Annotated in this window: 24 protein-coding genes; 1 reads left to right on the top strand and 23 read right to left on the bottom strand. The window is 50.7% G+C overall.

Going from position 1 to position 20,473, the window contains the following annotated elements:
* Position 1 precedes the first annotated feature (1 nt).
* From EPV75_RS07150 to EPV75_RS07250, 21 genes are all read right to left on the bottom strand, one after another.
* Positions 2-817 (bottom strand): ABC transporter permease, encoded by an 816-nt coding sequence (locus EPV75_RS07150; protein ID WP_029938207.1) that lies wholly within the window; start codon positions 815-817, stop codon positions 2-4.
* A gap of 22 nt (positions 818-839) precedes the next feature.
* On the bottom strand, positions 840-1,763 hold the full coding sequence (gene nikB / locus EPV75_RS07155; RefSeq protein ID WP_128384929.1) for a nickel ABC transporter permease: 924 nt from the start codon (positions 1,761-1,763) through the stop codon (positions 840-842).
* Positions 1,760-2,245: a L,D-transpeptidase gene (locus EPV75_RS07160; protein WP_128384930.1), complete on the bottom strand. Its 486-nt coding sequence runs from the start codon at positions 2,243-2,245 to the stop codon at positions 1,760-1,762. Before EPV75_RS07160 ends, nikB begins: the two co-directional genes overlap by 4 nt.
* A gap of 140 nt (positions 2,246-2,385) precedes the next feature.
* Positions 2,386-2,961 carry a TetR/AcrR family transcriptional regulator gene (locus EPV75_RS07165; protein WP_128384931.1) on the bottom strand — a complete coding sequence of 192 codons (576 nt, stop codon included), beginning with the start codon at positions 2,959-2,961 and terminating at the stop codon, positions 2,386-2,388.
* Between the two features lie 139 nt (positions 2,962-3,100).
* Positions 3,101-3,697 carry a DUF2238 domain-containing protein gene (locus EPV75_RS07170; protein ID WP_128384932.1) on the bottom strand — a complete coding sequence of 199 codons (597 nt, stop codon included), beginning with the start codon at positions 3,695-3,697 and terminating at the stop codon, positions 3,101-3,103.
* Between the two features lie 35 nt (positions 3,698-3,732).
* Complete coding sequence (locus EPV75_RS07175; protein ID WP_128384933.1) at positions 3,733-5,250, bottom strand: ABC transporter substrate-binding protein; 1,518 nt, start codon at positions 5,248-5,250, stop codon at positions 3,733-3,735.
* A gap of 49 nt (positions 5,251-5,299) precedes the next feature.
* Positions 5,300-6,688: a TolC family outer membrane protein gene (locus EPV75_RS07180; RefSeq protein ID WP_225972279.1), complete on the bottom strand. Its 1,389-nt coding sequence runs from the start codon at positions 6,686-6,688 to the stop codon at positions 5,300-5,302.
* Positions 6,672-7,172, bottom strand: coding sequence for a CYTH domain-containing protein (locus EPV75_RS07185; protein ID WP_127119659.1), 501 nt, complete (start codon positions 7,170-7,172; stop codon positions 6,672-6,674). The genes EPV75_RS07180 and EPV75_RS07185 overlap by 17 nt, the downstream gene beginning before the upstream one ends.
* Positions 7,173-7,195: 23 nt before the next feature.
* Complete coding sequence (gene cysM / locus EPV75_RS07190) at positions 7,196-8,119, bottom strand: cysteine synthase CysM (protein WP_128384934.1); 924 nt, start codon at positions 8,117-8,119, stop codon at positions 7,196-7,198.
* A 10-nt stretch (positions 8,120-8,129) separates the two neighbouring features.
* The gene (locus EPV75_RS07195) at positions 8,130-9,032 is read right to left on the bottom strand and encodes a prenyltransferase (protein ID WP_225972428.1); all 903 of its coding nucleotides are present in this window, start codon (positions 9,030-9,032) and stop codon (positions 8,130-8,132) included.
* 31 nt (positions 9,033-9,063) lie between these two features.
* Entirely contained in the window at positions 9,064-9,867 is an 804-nt protein-coding gene (locus tag EPV75_RS07200; RefSeq protein ID WP_128384936.1) for a hypothetical protein, read from the bottom strand.
* A 66-nt stretch (positions 9,868-9,933) separates the two neighbouring features.
* Entirely contained in the window at positions 9,934-10,608 is a 675-nt protein-coding gene (locus EPV75_RS07205; RefSeq protein WP_128384937.1) for a glutathione S-transferase family protein, read from the bottom strand.
* A gap of 188 nt (positions 10,609-10,796) precedes the next feature.
* Positions 10,797-11,297, bottom strand: coding sequence for a DsrE family protein (locus EPV75_RS07210; RefSeq protein ID WP_128384938.1), 501 nt, complete (start codon positions 11,295-11,297; stop codon positions 10,797-10,799).
* 249 nt (positions 11,298-11,546) lie between these two features.
* Positions 11,547-11,804, bottom strand: a complete 258-nt coding sequence (locus tag EPV75_RS07215; protein ID WP_127119654.1) for a YfhL family 4Fe-4S dicluster ferredoxin — start codon at positions 11,802-11,804, stop codon at positions 11,547-11,549.
* A gap of 33 nt (positions 11,805-11,837) precedes the next feature.
* Complete coding sequence (trhP, locus tag EPV75_RS07220; protein ID WP_225972280.1) at positions 11,838-13,307, bottom strand: prephenate-dependent tRNA uridine(34) hydroxylase TrhP; 1,470 nt, start codon at positions 13,305-13,307, stop codon at positions 11,838-11,840.
* A 49-nt stretch (positions 13,308-13,356) separates the two neighbouring features.
* The gene (locus EPV75_RS07225; RefSeq protein WP_128384940.1) at positions 13,357-13,863 is read right to left on the bottom strand and encodes a DNA-deoxyinosine glycosylase; all 507 of its coding nucleotides are present in this window, start codon (positions 13,861-13,863) and stop codon (positions 13,357-13,359) included.
* A gap of 116 nt (positions 13,864-13,979) precedes the next feature.
* The gene (locus tag EPV75_RS07230; protein ID WP_127119651.1) at positions 13,980-14,459 is read right to left on the bottom strand and encodes a hypothetical protein; all 480 of its coding nucleotides are present in this window, start codon (positions 14,457-14,459) and stop codon (positions 13,980-13,982) included.
* A gap of 270 nt (positions 14,460-14,729) precedes the next feature.
* Positions 14,730-15,383: a peroxiredoxin gene (locus tag EPV75_RS07235; protein ID WP_029938224.1), complete on the bottom strand. Its 654-nt coding sequence runs from the start codon at positions 15,381-15,383 to the stop codon at positions 14,730-14,732.
* A gap of 190 nt (positions 15,384-15,573) precedes the next feature.
* Positions 15,574-16,950, bottom strand: coding sequence for a 30S ribosomal protein S12 methylthiotransferase RimO (gene rimO, locus EPV75_RS07240; protein WP_128384941.1), 1,377 nt, complete (start codon positions 16,948-16,950; stop codon positions 15,574-15,576).
* Positions 16,951-17,087: 137 nt separating this feature from the next.
* The gene (locus EPV75_RS07245; RefSeq protein ID WP_128384942.1) at positions 17,088-18,152 is read right to left on the bottom strand and encodes a sialidase family protein; all 1,065 of its coding nucleotides are present in this window, start codon (positions 18,150-18,152) and stop codon (positions 17,088-17,090) included.
* 21 nt (positions 18,153-18,173) lie between these two features.
* On the bottom strand, positions 18,174-18,596 hold the full coding sequence (locus EPV75_RS07250) for a CopD family protein (protein WP_128384943.1): 423 nt from the start codon (positions 18,594-18,596) through the stop codon (positions 18,174-18,176).
* An 81-nt stretch (positions 18,597-18,677) separates the two neighbouring features.
* Between EPV75_RS07250 and slyD the strand changes: the two genes are divergently transcribed.
* Positions 18,678-19,160, top strand: a complete 483-nt coding sequence (slyD, locus tag EPV75_RS07255; RefSeq protein ID WP_029938229.1) for a peptidylprolyl isomerase — start codon at positions 18,678-18,680, stop codon at positions 19,158-19,160.
* Between the two features lie 100 nt (positions 19,161-19,260).
* On the opposite strand, the gene EPV75_RS07260 is transcribed toward slyD, so the two are convergent.
* Both EPV75_RS07260 and EPV75_RS07265 read right to left on the bottom strand, forming a co-directional pair.
* Positions 19,261-19,710: a YcgN family cysteine cluster protein gene (locus EPV75_RS07260; protein WP_128384944.1), complete on the bottom strand. Its 450-nt coding sequence runs from the start codon at positions 19,708-19,710 to the stop codon at positions 19,261-19,263.
* Positions 19,700-20,425 carry a TIGR01621 family pseudouridine synthase gene (locus EPV75_RS07265; protein ID WP_128384945.1) on the bottom strand — a complete coding sequence of 242 codons (726 nt, stop codon included), beginning with the start codon at positions 20,423-20,425 and terminating at the stop codon, positions 19,700-19,702. Before EPV75_RS07265 ends, EPV75_RS07260 begins: the two co-directional genes overlap by 11 nt.
* Positions 20,426-20,473: the final 48 nt, after the last annotated feature.

Below are 20,473 nucleotides of genomic sequence, written 5' to 3' on the forward strand. Positions count from 1 at the left end.
TTTAAACGGTGCGCGGGCGGGCTTTGACGTCCAGACGATCCCGCCACTGATCCCCCAGCAGATTCACGCCCAGTACCACCAACATCAACGCAATGCCCGGCGCCCACACCAAGTGCGGCGCCACCAGTAAATAACGCGTGCCTTCCCGTATCATACTGCCCCAGGAAGCATCCGGTGCCTGAACCCCCAACCCTAGGAAAGACAACCCGGCTTCGGAAATGACCGCTCCGGCAATGCCAAAGGTCGCTTCCACCCCAAGCGGTGCCAGCATCAAGGGAATCAAGTGCCGAAACAAAATACGATGCGTCGGCACGGCCATCGCCTTGGCGGCCAGAATATGCTCGCGCTGCCGCAAACTCAACGTTTGAGCGCGTGCCAAACGCGCATAACCGACCCAACCGACCGTCACCAGCGCGAATACGACATTTTCAATGCCCGGCCCTAAAATCGCCGCCAATGCAATCGCCAACAACAACCCCGGAAACGCCAAAAACACATCAATGATTTTCAAGACCACTTTATCGGTCCAACCGCCGACATAAGCGCTGTAGACACCGATGGTCGTGCCGATTAATGCGGAGAATACCACCACCGACACCGCAACCAATAACGACGTCTGCGCGCCCATCAGCAGCCTGTCCCACACGGGGCGTCCCAACTCATCATAGCCCAGCCAGCTTCCCGCATCGCTCAAGGCCAATAATTTGTCGAGTTGAACCTCGATGGCGGCATGACCGACGGCATAACCACCCAACGCCATCAATAACCAGGCGAGGACAATGCCATAAGGTAACCATTTGAATGTCGGAAACGTCATGTGATTTTAATTTGCCTCATCGCTACTTCGCCAAACGGATTCGGGGGTCCAGCCAGGCATAGACCACTTCAGTCAGCCCGTTCACCGTAATATAGGCCACACTGATAATCAAAATACACGCTTGCACCACCGGATAATCGCGACGTTGAATCGAGTCCACCAACAATTGTCCCAGGCCTGGCCAATCGAAGACCACTTCGGTAATCACCGCGCCACCCAATAATGTACCAAGCTGCAACCCCAGAATCGTCACCACCGGCAACAACGCATTGCGCAAGGCGTGTTTTCCGAAAACCGTCCGGGGCGGCAAGCCTTTCGCCTGCGCGGTTCGAATAAAGTCTTCATGAAAGACTTCCAATAAAGAAGCCCGGAGCATTCGGGCCAAAATCGCCGCCAAGGCCGTGCCCAAAGTCACCGCCGGCAACACCCAAGACCAAGGCTGCTCCGCCCCGCTGACCGGTAACCAAGCCAAACCGATGGCGAAAATCAAAATCAACATCGGTCCCAACCAAAAATTAGGAATGGACACACCCAGCAACGACACGGTCATCGACACATAATCCGGCCAGTGGCCCGCACGACGTGCCGCCCAAAACCCTAAAGGGAAGGCAATCAACACGGCAATCAACAGCGCCATCACGGTCAGTTTCAGCGTATAGGGAAATCGTTCGGCAATGAGATTGGAAACCGGCTGCTGGTAAAACAACGACTGTCCGAGGTCGCCGTGCAATAACCCGCCCATATAATGCAGATACTGCTGCCAAATCGGCAAATCCAGTCCCAGCTGTTTGCGCAACAACGCTTCGTCCGCCGGACTGGCCCAATCGCCCAACATGACCGCGACCGGGTCGCCAGGCACCAAGTGAATCAATAAGAACACCAGCGAACTGACCACCCAGGTAATCAACACCACCGACCCGACCAGCCGTATCAAATACTGAATCATGCCTCAATCACCATTTCCGTTCCTGCCGGAATGCGGTCAAACAAATCCAGAATATCGGTGTTGCGCATACGGACACAGCCATGAGAAAAAGGTTGGCCCATTGGTTCGGAATCCGGCGTGCCATGCAAGTAAATATAACGTTGCATGGTGTCCACCTGACCGAGACGATTCACGCCCTTCTCCAAGCCGGACAGCCATAAAATCCGTGTCAAAATCCAATCACGCTGCGGATGCGCTTCCGCCAGTGCTGCATCATAGACTTCCCCGGTGGGTCGTCGCCCCACGAATACCGTATTGATGGGTTGACCTTCGCCGATTTTGGCACGAATGATGTGACGCCCCAGCGGGGTTTTTCCGGAGCCTTTATCCGCACCGATACCGTTTAAAGCCGTGCTTATGGAATAGGTTTTCATCGGTTTGGAATCACCTTCCTCCGAATATAACGCCAACTGCTGTTTGGAAATCGACAAATGCAAAAACAAACGGAACGCTCTGCTGTTCTAAAAAACACTTATTTTAACGTGTCCGTGCAGGCTTTGCTTGGAAAGAAACAAAATGACCAGGCCTGGTCGAAAATGCGAGTAGAAGATGGACTTTAACCGAACAAACGTCAGGGAGTAGATTAGCTGGCCGCGCGGGCGTCCTGCAAGGCTTGCGGTTCGAAAATAGCTGATTGATAGGCATCCCACAACAGGTTCTCCAGATTCGAATCGCTTTCCCAACCACGTTGTCGCATACGAAAAGCCGATTTCATCATGCCTTCCAGCAAGGCATTCGCCCATTTGGCATTGACACCGGGCTTCACAACCCCCTGGGCAATCAAGTTATCGAAGAAGGCCGCAAACTTTTCTTCAAAGAAAGTAAATCGCTCCACCAAGTCGTCCGGGCGTCCTTTTTGCTCGAACAAATCGAATAGAAAATTATAATCTTCACCCAGCAGGTGGGTATTCTTGACCAAATACTCCATCTGCTGAACCGGCTGTTGTGCTTCATTCATGGCGTCGTCCAACACCTTGACGATTCGCTCGACAAACTCATCGGTAATCGCCAGCAAGATCGCGTCGCGACCACAGAAATGGCGATGCAATGTCATGCGACTGATGCCGGCGTCACGCGCGATGTACTTCAACGGGGCGCCGTAGTCTTCATTCCAGACAGAAACGGCCGCACTGATGATTTTTTCACGCGTATTTTTCAAAACAACATCCTTATTTTTTACTTAATTCTTACTGACGGTCTGGATTAGAATCGAAAAGAATGCGCTAATAATGAACTCAGCGCCCTTCCGAAGCCTAATATGATACACCATCTGTCAAGTCCACGGGGATTCAAAGCGCTTATCTCAGGGCTCGAATCTGCTTATCCTGCCAGCCCGACAGGAGACTGACCGCGACAAAGGCTCCCAACAAAGCAAAGCCCATATCGGACTGAGTATCCCAAACATATCCTTGCGTTCCCAGGAATGCTTCAGCGGCCTGTTCACTCAACAACGCCACCCACCATTCGATCAATTCGTAAAACGCGCTCAACGCCAACGCAAAACACACTACCAGGAAATTCAACCAGGCCTGGCCGTTCACAATCGCTTTTCGCAGCAAAATTTCACGTGCAATCAACGCCGGCACCAGGCCTTGCATAAAATGCCCCAACTTGTCGAAATTATTGCGTTCTTGCCCTAACGCCTGCGCCACCCAATCGAATAACGGCACCTCCGCATAAGTGTAATGGGCACCGACAAACAACACCACCATATGCGCCAAAATCAATGCATACAGCATTGGCGTCAAACGGAACACCTGGTAAGTGACTGCCAGCACCAAGGCGCCGACCAACGACGGCAGCGCTTCCAACCACCAGATGACGGTATCCTTTGCACCGATGGCCGACCACAGCATCACGCCAATAAAAATCAGCCCCCATAAGGTTTTCCACATGGTCGAACTCCTCTTTAGAAAACCGCCGCAGGCACCTAGCCGCGGGGCGCTTTCGTCACATTCAATAAGCCGTCGAAACGACCGTCGGCGTACATTTTATAACCACGAATCGTCTCCGCGGTCACCGCATACTGATCTTCATACCACAACGGAATCACCGCCAGCGTTTCCTGCAAATGCACTTGCAAAGCACGATACAGTTCGGCCTGCTTGGCCAACGACTGTGTCTCACCCGCTTCACGAATCAAACGGTCCGCTTCGGCATCACGGTAACGACCGCGGTTCGCCCCTTTCGGCGGAATCGCATCGCTGTCAAACACATACTGGAAAATATCCGGACTTTTCACGCCAACCCAGGCCAGGCTGTACAGCTGAAAACGGCCCTGTTTGATATCATTGTAAAAGGTACCCCAATCATAGCTTTGCACTTTCAAGTGAATGCCGACTTCCCGCAACTGTGATTGGTAAATGGTCGCCAGACGAATGCGCGTCGGATCCGACGAGGTTTTATAACTGAACTCCAACAGGCCATCTGAATTGACCAGGCCTGGGTGTTTTTGTTTCACCGCCGCAACCAAGGCCCGTGCTTTCTCCGGACGATAGTCGAAGCCATGCAACCCGGGCACGCCGCACCAATGTTCCGGCACCAACAAACCACCCGCCAAACGAGCGTGTCCACTGAAAACACTGTCGATAATCGCCTGACGGTCAATACCGTAAGCCAACGCTTGGCGCACCTCCAATTGGGACAACAATGGGTCTTCAAAGTTGAAGCCGATATAACCAAAACTGGTGCCACTGTGCCATAACGCCTTCAAATCCTGACGTTCATCACAATAATGCACCAACTCCGGCGACAAGTCGTTCTGAATGATGTCCAACTCGCCTTTCCGAAGCTTCAGCACCCGCACGGTGGCGTCTTTCACCGGCATAAAAACGAGCTGCGTTTCGTCCGGACGTTGTAACACCAGTTTCTGTTCGGTCATGGATACAAAGCGGCAAGGCCCGCAACCGACCGGAGAGAGCTGAAACGGATGATCGGCGTCCACCAGCGATTTCGGCAGAATACCGATGACCAATCGCCCGACAAACAGCGCATCCGGTCGGGACAACTTGAAATCAACTTGCGATTCGCTCACCACCTCAATGGCCGTGATGTGTTTCAGGGACCCACGATGCGGCGAACCGAAACTTTCCTTCAAAACGGAACCATAGGTCGCGGCCACATCTTCCGATGTCAGTTTTTCGCCATTGTGAAATGGTGGAAACTCATTCAAAGTAAAACGGTAATGGGTTGGCGAAATGACCTGCCAGGAAGCCAATTCCGGTACAGGTTCAAAAGATTGGTTGAAATCGATTAATTGGCGGTAAATCAATCGATTCACACGGCTTGATAAGGCATCGGTCGCCTTACGGGGGTCCAGCATGCGCGGTCGGCTGGTGACGCCGACACGAATGGTATCCGACTTCGTCTCAGACGACGAACAGGCTGTCAAAAACGGTGCGCTCGCCGATACGGCGGCCCATTGAAACAGTTGGCGACGGCTAAGCATTCCGTTGCTCGCCCATCGCACCAAAGAAGTCGGACGTCATGTTCACCTTTTATGGATCAAGTGGATCCAGTTTCGGCATTTTCTCATCGGTCGGATCGGACAACACCTGGTCGTATTTTTCAAGCTTATCCGGGGTCAAAGTGCCTGCCGCCGCTTCCAGCTTCAAGCGGCTCAACACCACATTATGTAAAGATTCCGCCAGGTTGCGTCGCGCCTGGAACATATTGGTCCGTGCGGTCAAGACTTCCAGCAGGTTTCTCAAACCAACTTTATAACCTTCTTCCGCCGCCTCCAGGAAGGCGTCGTTCGACTGTACGGCGGCGCGGTTGGCGGTCACCAGCTCTTGACCACGTTGTACATTTCGAACCTGGATACGGGCATCCAGGCGAGCGGTTTCGCGGGCATCACGCAAACCGGCATTCGCGGCTTTGTAATTGGAACGCGCTTGCGCCACTTGGGCACTGGTGCCACCGCCGGAATACAGCGGCATGCTAGCATAGACGCCGACCGTCAGGTTATTACGGTCCGAGTATTGGGAAGCGTACCCGGAAGCCGTATCGGTATAACTCATATCGTTATAACCGGCTTGTAAGTTCACATTGAACCAGTAACCGGACTTCTGCACTTCGATTTCTTCAGATGCCACATTGGCGGCTTCTTCTTGTTGCAGTACCGTCAGATTCTGATCCTGAGCTTTCATTTCCCAATCATCGATGTTCAGAGTCTGCGCCGGTAACTTCGTGTTCAATGAAATGACTTTCAATTCATGGACTTCTTTACCGGTCAATTTCATCAATTCATCATAGGCCACATCCAGATTATTCTGGGCGGTGATTCGGTCGGATTTCGACAAGTCGTAACTCGACTTGGCCTGCAACACATCGGTCTTACTCGCCAAACCAACTTCCGCCGAGGCTTTGGCTCTTTCCCACTGGGTTTTATCGGCTTCTTCTTTCGCTTCGGCCAGCGTCAAATCTTCCTGCGCCAACACCACCTTAAAGTAGGAATCGGCCACACGAACAATGATGTCCTGCTCGGCGAATTTCATTTGATATTCGGATTGTTGCAATTGGTACTTGGCCTGCGAGTACTTGGCCCAGTTATCGTGCTGATACAACGATTGCGTCAGATTCACGCCCAGTTCCTGCGTGGTGACGTCATAGGCTTTTTTGTTACTGTCGTTCTTGACGTAGCTGCCGTCGGCCGTCAATTGAGGCAACAAAGGCGCACGCGCGATGTCGACCACTTTCTGATTGGCTTCATAGGTAGCACGTGCCTGCGCCAATTGCGCATCGTGCAACACCGCCATCTGGTAAATATCCACCAGGCCTGGTGCGGACCAAGCTGTGGAAGACGCCATCAACAAGGCCGCCGCCAAAGGCTTTAATAATACGTTTTTTTGCATTTTCCGAGCATGCGGTTCAGATGTTCTTTTCATTATCACTCCAGTTGCAATAAGGCCGTTGGCTTAAACTAATATTGTAATATCGGGGGATTTCGGTGACTTCCCGTCCGACCCATTCCGGCAATTCAAGTGCCTCATCTTCCGACGACAACTCGACTTCTGCCACAATCAAACCGTTATTATCGCCTAAAAAGCGATCGATTTCCCAAATATGTGACTTAAATGTAACATAATATCGAATTTTTTCAATCACCGGACCGACACATAGTGTTTTCAACATCTTTTTCGCGTCGTCCACATCAATGGGATACTCGTATTCATCACGACTGAGGCCGATTTCCAAACTTTTGATGTTGATATTGGCTTCCTGCCCTTCCAAACGGATACGCACCGAACTTTTACTGCCCGTCTGCTGAATATCGTTCAAATACCCTTGTGCAAAATGCACTTCCTTATCGGCTTGCGCCATCCAGGCTTCGCCCTTGACCAAAAACTTACGTTCTATCTCTCTTGCCATGCTGTTTTATTCTGATTCTTTTTTTAAGCGCTCGGCGCGTCATGATACGTGACTTTCCCTTCGGAAAACACATTGGTGGATAAATAACGATCACCGCGATCACACACAATCGTCACGATGGTGGCATTCTCGGTTTCGCGGGCAATTTGCAACGCCGCCGCCATAGCCCCCCCCGAAGACACGCCGGCAAAAATCCCTTCCTGCACCGCCATGGCACGCATGGTCTCTTCCGCCAATGTCTGCGACATATCGATCACCCGGTCGATGCGACGGTCGTCGTAAATGTCCGGCAAATATTCTTTCGGCCAACGACGAATCCCCGGAATGGATGAACCTTCGGTAGGTTGAACACCAACAATCTGCACCGCTTCGGACTGCTCTTTCAAATACATGGACGTCCCCATAATGGTCCCGGTGGTGCCCATTGCACTGACGAAATGAGTGATTTCACCACTGGTGCCATGCCAGATTTCCGGACCGGTGGACTGGTAATGCGCCATTGGGTTGTCCGGATTTGCAAACTGGTCCAGCACAAACCCTTCGCCCGACGCTTGCATACTCTGAGCCAAATCCCGCGCGCCTTCCATGCCGGTCTCTTTCGACACCAGAATCAACTCCGCCCCGTAAGCCGCCATCGAAGCGCGGCGTTCCATCGACATATTATCCGGCATAATCAATTTCAAGCGGTAGCCCATCAAGGCGGAGGCCATGGCCAGCGCAATACCAGTATTGCCACTGGTGGCTTCAATCAACGTATCGCCGGGCCGAATCTCACCACGTTTTTCCGCTTGGCGAATCATATTGACGGCCGGACGATCCTTGACCGACCCCGCCGGATTGTTCCCTTCCAGCTTCGCCAAAACCACACTGTTGGTGTCCGGATGCACCATGCGCTGCACTCGAACCAAAGGCGTATTGCCCACTGTATCCATTAAGGTCTTATACATTGTTTTTTCCTTAAGACAAGCCTTGATAAAGGCCAACCGCAATCAAAACCGGCATCGTCAACACCACCGCCACATTGATTCCCAATGCAGGCATCAATTGTATTAAATCCGGAGCGGGTGTGCGCAATTTCTGCCACAAAGGCACCACCAAAAGCAGCGACAAAAAGCCGAAGGCGGCTTGATACGGCAACCAACCGTCAATAATCAGATATGCCAGCGCCAGATAACTCAGCACCAGAAAGCTTTTAAAGACCCGTAAACCGCCTTCCCGCCCCAGTCGCATGATGATATTGAAACGCCCAAGGCGCCGGTCCGCCGCTTCATCCGGAAATTGGTTCAACAATAACAGATTATTGACCAACAAAAATGGAATCCACGACACCCAAAACGCCAGCCAACTGAATTCACCGGTCAGCACCATAAAACCGCCCACCACCATAAACGGGCCAAACGCCAGGCCTGGCGCAATCAAACACAACCAGGGATACCGCGTGATATGCGATGTATAGGTTACAATCAAGACCACGCCCAGCAGCCCCAGCGGCAAAATCGACCAATCACGCAAATACACAAAAAAACCGCCGAGACTGATGACCATTCCCAGAAAAAAGTACCCAGCCGCCGCCACCGATTCCGCGACGGCGGGGTTCGCCGGAAGCCCGCCGCTGCCGCCGCTGAACGGCGTTTTATCGGTCTGAAAATCCAAACCGGACTCAAAATCCTCAAATTCGTTGAGCAGGTTGACGCTCAAATGTGCGGCCAGCGCCGCCACACAAATCAAGAAAAACAACGGCAAAGACCACTCGAACCCTTCGTAGGTCGCAATGGCCGACACCAACAGCATCATCGCCAGAGTCAACAGCAAAAACGGCAGGCGCATGGCTTGCAAAACGGTCCCCGCCTGCTTGAACATTGATGTCACGGAACAGTTGGCCTCATATTGTTTAAGAGAGAGTCAGATAACGATTCAAACGTTTTTCCCAACCGGGCAGCCAGCGCTTTTCACTTTTGTCCAGCGGCGACAATTTCACCCGCAGTTGCAATCGCGCTTTGGCCGATGCCACAAAGTCCGGTAACGCCGTGGTTTCGGTGGTTTCCGGCATGGCGAGCAACACATCCACCAGCCCCCAGCCTTCGCCCAGATAACGTTCTTTGGCATTATGACCGATGCCTTTGAAGTTAGCGTAATCAATCATCGCAAAAACGCCCTGCGGCGTTTGCGTTAATTGATTCACATTATACGACAAATGCTGCTGCTGGGCGGGTGTTAAGGTTGGCCACAGCCTGTCCAATTCGGCCACCAGCCGCTGGAAAATAAACTCGGCTTGCTCGGATTTGGTGGCCGCCAGCCATTGGCGCAGTTCGGTCAGTTTCGGTTTTGACCAGGCCTGGTCAAAAGCGGCACGATTCGGCCAGGGCGGCTCGAACGGTGTCAGGCTTTGCAACCATTCCGGCGCCGGCCGGCGAGCGGAAACAAACGCCACCATTTGCGGAAAGGTTTGCTCAAACGGAACCGAAACGTTTTTCGGAATCCAAATAAAATGGCCGATGCCGAACGAGGGAAACGGCTCGTTTCGGCTCCAGTAAGCCAGATACTTGGCATGACCGCCGGTTTCGTTTTGCTCAATGTGCTTGGCGACCCATTGATAGTCGATGCTTTGATTAGACAGCGGCAAACCGGCGGCCTGCGCGGCCGCCAACCAAAACAATGCAACGCCCGCACTCAACAACGGAATGATGTTTTTCATAAATCGTTTCACGGCATTACGGCCATCGGCTTTGGCATCTCATTTGTGGGCGTTCGACACTGGATTTTATGCGATTGACGCCAAATAACCGTCTTCAACATTGCGAATCATATTCTGGTACATGCTCGACAACTCCGGCACCACCGATTCGGTCACACAATCCTGCGATAACAACGCTTTCGACCAGGCCTGCATCTTTGGAAAACCGTCTAGAAAATCAATGGAACAGACATTTTTCATCAACGATAATCGCATAAAGAAAGGCGCATAAGCGGCATCAATCAAACAGAAATCTTCACCATTAAAAAACGACTGGCCACTGTGAACACTTTCCAGACGCGCCAACTTTCCATTGATTTCATCCCGGAAAGACTCAAACGCCGCTTGGTCGGTGGCATGCGCCATTTTGAATTGCAGAATATTCAGGTCGTCGCCAAATGTCATCCAGGCCCGGTTCATGGCTTTTTTCAGCGGATCTTTCGGGTGCAAGGACGGCGGCGTGACTTCGTCGACATATTCCTGAATCACCATGGATTCGAACAAGACTTCCTTACCGACCTTGAGCACCGGCACCTTCCCGAGCGGTGACAGACTTTCAAACCACTCCGGCGGGTTGCTCAGATCGATAAACGTCAAATCGAAATCGACCTGTTTTTTCTTCAAAACAATCACCGCTCTTTGTACGAAAGGACACAATTTGAAACTGATTAATTCCATCTTTTCCGTTGTCGTGCTCGCCATGTTGCCTCCTTTGAAGAAAATAATGATTTCCCATCATACAATTTCATCGCCGCAGGTCAAGCCAGGGAATCGGAATCGAAACGGGATTCGACCGCGAGCAGCCGAAAAAGAGCGCTCAAGTATCACCTTAAGCGCCTATCCTAAATGGAGGAGGATAAAAATCGGTACGTGCTCATGGCCTGAGCGCGTTATGGTTGAATGAATTTTTCCGGCGTGTCGAACAAAGCTTTGCGATCCGAATCGGACAATTGCCGGATGATGACCACTTGATAGCCAAGCGCCTTGTAATCATTGAGTTGTGCCATGCCGGATTCGGAATAGCTGACGAAATCCGGGAAATCTTCCCGTGAAAGTCCTTTCAAACCGCCGACAGCACCACAGACATGGATGGAAACGCCATCGGATTGGGAGAGTTGGCTGAAGGTATCATGCAAAGCCGCATTGTCGGATTGCGCTTGTTTTTGTAAGGCAAATTCTTCCGCGCCGTGGCTCACCACCGCAATATCGACATCCGGGAACCGCTCACGAATCAAATGGATTTGCTTACGAACATAAGGGGCCAAGGTGTTCAAGGCATTGGCATCCAAGGTTTCAATATCAAACACCACACCGTCGGGAGCGGCCGCTTCAGATAGGATAACGTCAACCTGCGGATGTACATCGGGCAGCGTCTCGGCTTTTGCCGACATTGAACACAGAGCAAAAATCAGGAGCAAAAATCGATTTCGGAGCCGGGTGACGGTTGGATTCAGCATTGAATAACCTACCTTTAGAGTCAAGTTTTACTCGCATTCTACTCCGGTACCCAATCAAACACCAGCCTTATTAAACTCTACTAATATAGAAGCTTTTTTATCTGTTATTTCATAAGCTTATAACGACCAGGCCTGACTGTTTTTTAGGCAATAGAGACATGCGTAGAAACCGCACATCAAAGACTAGATTTTGTCGGCCAATACCAACTCTTCGAACTTTTTCAGTAAGGTATCCTGATCTTCCACTCGCTCGGGATCGGTAATGATGCAATCCACCGGGCAGACGCTGACGCAGGTCGGGGTATCGTAATACCCGACACACTCCGTACACAAGTCAGGATTGATTTCGTAGATTTTTTCGCCGTAATAAATCGCTTGGTTCGGACACTCCGGCTCGCACATATCGCAATTGGTGCACCCTTCCAGTATTTTCAAGGCCATAATCGTTCCTTCAATACCCTGACCAGCACGCCTTTAAACCGAAGCGTCGGCCGCATCTTTTGCCGCCTTCGCTTCACGTGCCGCCGCATCCCGCTTCAAGTCGCCGCCCCAGGCTTCGTTCCGCATAATCAAACCGAAGCGCAAGGTTTCCACGTCCAGATTTTTAAACGGATTCGGAATGCGTACGCGCCAGCCGGAGCCCAACGCACATTCAACCGGTTTATCGTGATGGTCCTGCATGTCCGCCAGGTTCAATGTCACGTTGCCGGCCGGCGTCATGATTTCCAGCGAATCGCCCAGACAGAATTTGTTCTTCACGTCAATTTCCAGCAAGCTCTTACCGTCACGCTCAACGACATCGACCACTTCCCCGACAAAACGCTGACGGTCGGATTTGGACACCCCGTATTCGTAGTTTTGATATTCGGAGTGCACATGACGGCGTAAGAAACCTTCGGTATACCCACGGCTTGCCAGGCTTTCCAGGTCGCTCAACAAATTTTGGTCAAAGGGTTTACCGGCCGCCGCATCGTCGATGGCTTTACGATAAACCTGCGCGGTGCGCGCCACATAATAATGCGACTTAGTACGCCCTTCAATTTTCAAGGAATCCACGCCCATATCGACCAACTCCGGAATCAATTCCACCGCACGCAGGTCCTTGGAATTCATGATATAAGTGCCGTGTTCGTCCTCGTACGCCGGCATGTATTCGCCCGGGCGCCCTTCCTCTTCCAACAACATCATTTGGTCAGTCGGCTTCCCGGCCCCAATGGTCACATCCGGCATCTTTATCTCCGCTCCGGTCAGATCGGTGATATTCGCCACCTGTTCAACGGGAACCCCCACCACATCGCCTGTTTCATCTTCCTGACCTTCGTAGGTATTGTAGTTCCAACGGCAGGCGTTGGTGCAAGTGCCCTGGTTGGCATCACGCTTGTTGATATAACCGGACAGCAAACAACGCCCGGAATAAGCGATGCACAAAGCGCCATGCACGAACACTTCCAACTCCATGCCCGGCACCGCTTCGCCGATTTCACGGATTTCCTGAATCGACAATTCACGCGACAAGACCACTCGGCTGATGCCTTGGTCGTGCCAAAACTTCACCGTGGCCCAGTTAACCGCATTGGACTGCACCGACAAATGGATTTCCTGTTCCGGATATTCCGCCCGCACCATCGCAATCAAACCTGGATCGGACATAATCAAGGCGTCCGGCTTCATGGCGATGATCGGAGCGATGTCGCGCATATAGGTTTTGATTTTGGCGTTATGCGCCGCGATATTACTGACCACATAGAATTTTTTACCCAATTCGTGTGCGCGTTTGATGCCCTTATCCAGGGTCTCTTCGTCGAATTCGTTATTGCGCACGCGCAGGCTGTAACGCGGCTGACCGGCGTAAACCGCGTCCGCGCCATAAGCAAAGGCGTATTCCATGTTTTTAAAGGTCCCGGCGGGCGAGAGTAATTCCGGTTTAAAGTTGTCTGCTTTCAAGGCAAATCCTTTATCGTTCATTTCCGAGTTGTGAACCGGGTATTTTACTCTATTTCACTCCGGTTTGTTCAAGTGTTTGATGCCATAAAACCCTTTTGTTTTCAAAGGATAATTGCGCATTGGCCGGACTGGTGGAGGGAAGCGAATGAAACACCAGATCGTCCGGTAAGGTTTGCGTTTTCATCACCTGCTTTTCAAACAGATTCTGGGCGGCTTTGCCGTTAAACAACACCGTTTTCAAATCGGGAAAGCGCTTAAAAAGCGATTCGAAATCATTGGCTTCCGGTTGCTTGATGGCCGAATCCAAACTGCCGGACCGCTCGCAAAACGCCAACACATCCCAAAGCAAAATCGCGTGCTGTCGACACAAAGCGATTTTCTGCTCAACCGTTTCAATCGGTTGCTGAAAGGCTTTCGCCAGAATCGGCCAGAAGGTATTGCGCGGATGGGCGTAATAAAACGCTTCTTCCAAGGACGCCACACTGGGCATGGTGCCGAGAATCATGATTGTCGGGTTTTCAGGCAGAATGGGCGCAAAGCCGGAACAACTGGACATAAATGCGAGTAACCGTTTACAAAGGTAGGGACGTTTATATTAAACGTATGAGCGTATGAATACCAAAAAACCGCCAGGCCTGGCGGTTTTGTCATGTGTTAACGCCGCATCAAACTTCATTGAATCGACTTTAAGAAGGCTTGCAAATCGGCTTGATTTGAAAAGTATTCCACGTCTTTAATCACCAGATTATACAGCTTATAAACCGAAACCGTTTCCGGCTGTTGCGGCCAGGTCGCCGTCATTTGCTCGTCATAAGACAGCGCAATCGGAAAAGCATAATCTTTCATTTTTGGGATCGCAAACAAACTGGTAATCAGGCTCGGCATTTGCGACACATCCGCGACATATAACCACTGATGCGCTTTCGGGTCAGTGATTTTCAAATTATCGAAACTCTCTTTCACCCATTGACCGCCGTCTTTGTGGTGCGAAAAAATCACCCATTCAGTCCCCGCCGTCAAACGAATCGGCTTATCCCATTGGTCTTTGAATTCATGTGCGGGCAATGCCTGCAATTTGGCCGGGGCCTGTGCATACGCGGCGAACTGAACACCAACCAACAACATCATGGTCATCATGATTTTCTTTAACATTTTTGAGCTCCAAAATCGTTGTTAAAACAGAGAGCTTGGCACGAGTAGGACGCGAAGAAAAAATGAGAGAAAATTTGGCTGATTAAGGCGGAAAACGCAGCTAATAGCCCGCTATTAGCCAGTTTTTCAACAAAAATCAGACGGATTTTAGCCATTTTTACTCGTGCATCTATCTCATGCCGAGCTCTCAACAAACCTTCAGATACAAAAACTGCCTGTAAAAACAGGCAGTTCTCGCTTTTTATTCTACGTTTTTGTATCTAAATCCAATTAGATGGATTTTTTACAGAAGTAGAAATCGACACACTCGTACTCACCAGAGGCCATGCGCTCTTTCGCTTCTTCCGTTGTGGAAGGCGGTGGAACGATGACTTTATCGCCTGGCTGCCAAGCTTCCGGCGTCGCACAAGCATTCGCGTCAGAGGTTTGCATGGCTTTCACGATGCGCACGAATTCGTCCATAGAACGACCGTTGCTCATCGGATAATACATCATAGCACGCAAAACTCCTTCCGGATCGATGATGAAGGTAGCACGTACAGCAGACGTATCAGCCGCACCCGGGTGAATCATCCCGTAAGATGTCGCGACTTTCATATCCAGGTCAGCGATGATCGGGAATTCGATGTCCACACCGAATTTTTCTTTGATGTTCAACACCCAAGCGTTATGCGAATGGTGTGAGTCAATGGAAAGACCCAAAAGTTCGCAGTTCAATTCGTCAAACTGTGGCTTACGCGCTTGGAACGCCATAAACTCAGTGGTACAAACCGGCGTGAAATCCGCTGGGTGAGAGAAAAGGATCAACCACTTCCCTTTGTAATCTTCAAGCGTCTTACGGCCAGCCGTTGTCACCGCATCAAAAGCCGGAGCCGGTTCATTCAAACGAGGTAGAGAAATAACTTGTGCTTCTTGGTTTTCCATTTTGGAATCTCCTATAGTTGTTATTTATACCTAGGTATAAAATATATTTTTACATCCACAAGCATATTTAATGCTTGGAACAAACTATAGCAATGCGATCCCGTTCAATCCAATTAATTATTCATTAAATTTTAATAGCAAAAAACTATTAACTTGTTTTTCTCATTAAAAATCAATAAACAGGACGCTTTTATCCCAACTCGACGTAAGAGGTTTCCTGAGGCGTAAACTCACCCACCGGGTTGCCCCACAAGTCATATTCATCCGCTGCAAAAATCTCCACCTCGACAAAATCACCGGGATTCAAGTGATGCCCTTCCGGAATAAACACCAGACCGTCGATTTCCGGCGCATCCGCTTGCGAACGTGCAATCGCACCCTCTTCGTCTACCTCGTCCACCAACACCTGCATAGTCCGGCCGATTTTGGCTTGCATCTTCTCGGCACTGATTTGTTGCTGCAACTGCATGAAACGATCGAATCGCTCCTGCTTGATGTCGTCCGACACCGGCTCGGCCAGGTCATTGGCCACGGCGCCTTCCACCGGCGAATACTGGAAACAGCCGACTCGATCCAGGCGAGCTTCAGTAATGAAGTCCAGTAGATTCTGGAACTGCTCCTCGGTTTCCCCTGGAAATCCGACAATAAAGGTCGAACGAATGGTCAGGTCCGGCACCTGTTCGCGCCATTTCTGAATACGCTCCAAGGTTTTATCGACATTCCCAGGACGCTTCATGGCTTTCAGGATATCCGGATCGGCATGCTGCAACGGCATATCCAGATACGGTAAGATTTTGCCCTGAGCCATCAGCGGAATCACCTCTTCGACATTCGGGTAGGGATAAACATAATGCAAACGCACCCAGAAGTCGTCCTGATTCCCCAACTCACCCAGTGCTTCGGCCAAACCAAGCATGGAGGTTTTGGTCGGGCGGCCGTCGGCGAAATCGGTTTTATATTTGACGTCCACGCCATAAGCGGCCGTGTCTTGCGACACTACCAACAATTCCTTGACGCCGGCTTCTTTCAAACGTTTGGCTTCCGCCACCACATCCGACGCGGGACGGCTGACCAAATCACCGCGCATTGACGGGATAATGCAAAAGGTACAACGGTGATTACAGCCTTCGGAAATCTTCAGGTAAGCAAAATGTTTCGGCGTCAACTTGATGCCCTGCGGCGGCACCAAATCCACAAACGGATCGTGTACTGGTGGCGCAATCACGTCATGCACCGCCGTCAAAACTTCTTCATAAGCTGCCGGGCCGGAAACCGCCAAAACTTTCGGGTGAATCTCCTTGATTTGGTTATCGTCTTTCCCACCCAAACAGCCGGTAACGATGACTTTACCGTTTTCCTCCAAGGCTTCCCCAATGGTATCCAACGATTCCTGCACCGCGCTGTCGATAAATCCGCAAGTGTTGACAATAACCGTATCCGCCTCTTCATAGGAATTGGTTAAATGATAGCCCTCGGCTTTGAGCTGGGTGAGAATCCGCTCCGAATCGACGGTAGCTTTCGGACACCCCAAACTCACGATTCCAACGGTCGGGTTCTGTTGCGACATAATAATTTCCTTTGCGTTCCTGGCCCGCATGCCTTGCTTTAAACTGCGGGTATTTTATTCGATTCCACCGTAAAGAAACACACAAAGAGGACATTCTTATTCAAAGAATTGAGAGAATAGAAACGTTTAAACGAGGGTTAAAGCAGGTCTTTTTCCAAAAACGATATTTTCAAATGACTTTGCATGGTCGTCAGCCAAATCTCGCCAGGCCTGGCTTCAAACAGATAACAATAAGACAGCCAGGCGCCATCGCACTGCGCAAGCACTTTCGGTTTTGACCAGGTCAGGCCGTCATCGTCCGACCAAATCAAACACAATTCGGCTCGGTACCAGGAAGCCGCGACTTCGGAATACAAGCCATTCACTCGCGGGGCCGAGCCATCTTTCGTATTAGTCAGGGGATTATAGGCCAACAACAGCCGACCACTTTGCAAACGGCACAACATACCCGGCGAACTGCTGGCTTCCATACCGGGCGACAGCTGCGTCCAGGTGCGGCCTTTATCCTCGGAATAGGCATTCCAAAACCAGTCGAGATTGGTGCGAATCAAGAACCAAATTCGTCCGTCTTGCAACTCCGTTAAGGTGCCTTCGAAACAACCACCGTGATGACCTCGGCCGCCAATATCCAGCTTATTGCTCGCTTGCCAACTTTGCCCTTCATCGGTTGATTGAAAAGTCAGGCTGTAGTGACGTGCCGCATCATAATCAAGATTTTGCGCCGACATTAAAAGCTCACCGCTTTTCAGTTGAATCAAGGTAGTGGTGACCGCCGCGTAACCGCCCTGAACCCAAACGGGCTCTTCCCACGAATAACCGCCGTCAAAGCTACGCATACTCCATAAGGAGACGCCTGTGTTTTTAGTGGGTTTGTTGGCTTTACGATGCCAATTAAAATGACGTTTGGCTACATTTAAAAAACCGAGCACCAACACGCCGGATTCGGTCACGCACAAGCTGTGCGAGTCGTGCGCTTCAAAGCCATCCACGGAAAACAACGAAACCGACTGCCAGCTTCGCCCTTCGTCGCTGGAAATCAAGGCCTGCTTTCCTTGAACACAAACAATTTCGCCTTGTTCATTACGAACGAATGGACCCGTTTGCTCAATCTCCAGCGGTTGCACACAATCATTCAAATAAACGTCCGCTTCGGTTTTCGGGGCCAGTTTGAAGTCTAGCTGAATGTCTGGATAAGCTTTCATCGCATCAATCCGATTCGGTGATTAAAACGGTTTGACCACAACAAGAATCAAAATCACGATGGTCAGTACCAGCGGGATTTCATTCGCCCAACGGTAATAAACCCCGCTATGGTCCAAATGGCCTTGTTGCATTTCATCGGTACGCTTTTTCGTCCAGTAGTGATACGCCAGCATCAAAACCACAAAGACGATTTTGGCGTGTAGCCATCCCATGCCCTGCGCCAGCGGCCAATACGCCAACCACAACCAGATGCCCGTCCCGATTGCCAACACCATCATAATGGTCATAAAACGATAGAGTTTTTTCGCCATGATGGCCAAACGATCCACCTGCTGCCCGGCCGCCTGACCTTCGACAAAATGCACGAAAATACGGGGTAAATAAAAGATTCCCGCCATCCAGGACATCACAAACAGAATATGAAAAGTTTTTAACCACAACACGTCTATTTTCTCCAATACGGCTTTTAGAATCTGTATGATACAGGTTCTAATGATTCAAAACACGAACAAACAGGATTTAAGATGAAAATTGAACAAAATAAAGTTGGCATGATCAACTACTCTTTGACGGATTCCGAAGGCAACTTAATCGATTCTTCAAACGGTCAGGCGCTGGCTTATTTACACGGTCATTCCAATCTTATTCCTGGTTTGGAAAAAGAGCTTGAAGGCAAAGGCACCGGCGATAAATTCAATGCGAATATCCCGGCCAGCGAAGCCTATGGTGAAGTGGAACCGAACCTAATTCAGGAAGGCGTTCCGAAAAGCATGTTCCAAGGTGTCGATAACCTGGAAGTTGGCATGCGTTTCGAAGCCCAATCGGAACAAGGCGTTCACTCGGTTGAAATCACCGACATTCAAGACGAAACGGTCACCGTGGACGGTAACCACCCGTTGGCGGGCAAAGATTTGAACTTCGACATCGAAGTCATGGGCGTGCGTGATGCCACCGAAGAAGAGCTAGAGCACGGCCACGCACACGGAGACGGCGGTCACCAGCACTAAGCGATAAACGACTTCAATAAAAAGGCGCTGCGAATCACGCGATTCCAGCGCCTTTTTTGTATCCGTTCAACGGCTTTTCCATCCATCACAGCTTTAAGTCTTAAGGCTTTTCCATTAAATACTCTTCATAATCCAGTCCCGGTCTGTCCACCACGACCGGAATCGCCAACAACCCGACCCCTGCCTTTTGAACCGAGTCTTTATGACCCGACACCAAAGGATGCCAGTCTGGTAAAGGATCGCCACGCAATAACACTCGATAACCGCAGGTGTCCGGCAACCAATCGAACTCCGCCACCCGTTCCACCGTCAAGTTCACACAGGTCGGTACATTCACCGAACGATTGGCATAATCGGAACACGCCGCCGTTTGGGTATCCGAGTACGGACAGACCACGCGAGTGTAGACAATTTCGTCAGTCTCATCGTCCTGTAATTTGGTCAAACAGCACAAACCACAGCCATCGCAAACCGCCTCCCACTCGTCCGGCGTCATTTCCGCCAAAGTTTTGATTTCCCAAAAAGGTTTTTCAGGGGTTTTATCGGTCATCTTGCTTCTCTTTCATCTTAAAAAATCGCCAAGGCGCTTGCCATTCAATCAGGCAAGCGTCGGCGGCGTCACTTAAAAAGCGCTCGCCCTGCTCCGGTTTCAGAACAAACTCATAGTCTTCACCCTCGTACTCAAAGCGCAGCGCATAGGCATGTAAATAACCTCGGTCCTCATGTTGCGCTTTTTCCACCGCATCATAGCGACGGTCACCCGCAATCGGTGCGCCAAGGCTTTTCAAGGCCACCCGTAGCTGATGGGTTTTGCCGGTATGCGGCTTCAATAAAAACCAACGTTCATTGGGCCGACAACTTTGGGAAATAAATTGCGTCACGGCCGGGTTGGTTTGTGTGGTGGCCAATTTCCAACTGCCCCGCCGCGCCGGAAGCATATCGCCTTTCACCCAGCCTTGCTTTTTCTTCGGCTTGTGCGTGGAAATCGCCAGATAATATTTCTCCACGTCGCGCTGTTCAAACAGCATTTGAAAACGCTGAGCCGCCAACAAGTTAAGGGCAAAAACCACCAGGCCTGACGTCATCTTATCCAAACGGTGCACTGGATACAGTTCGGGCAATTCATACTGCTGTTGTAGCAAAACGGCCAGGCCTGGCTGTTTTTCGCCCGCCTCATCCGCTTCGCTGTGAAAGTCCAAACCGGACGGCTTATTCACCACCCAGAAGTCCTGCCCCTGAAATACCGCTGAAATCCGTTGTGCCATTTGCAATCGTCATGGTCTAAAAAAGCGAAAGTTTACCGAATTCAAGGC

Origin of the sequence: Hydrogenovibrio thermophilus, assembly GCF_004028275.1 — a bacterium.
Classification (GTDB): domain Bacteria; phylum Pseudomonadota; class Gammaproteobacteria; order Thiomicrospirales; family Thiomicrospiraceae; genus Hydrogenovibrio; species Hydrogenovibrio thermophilus.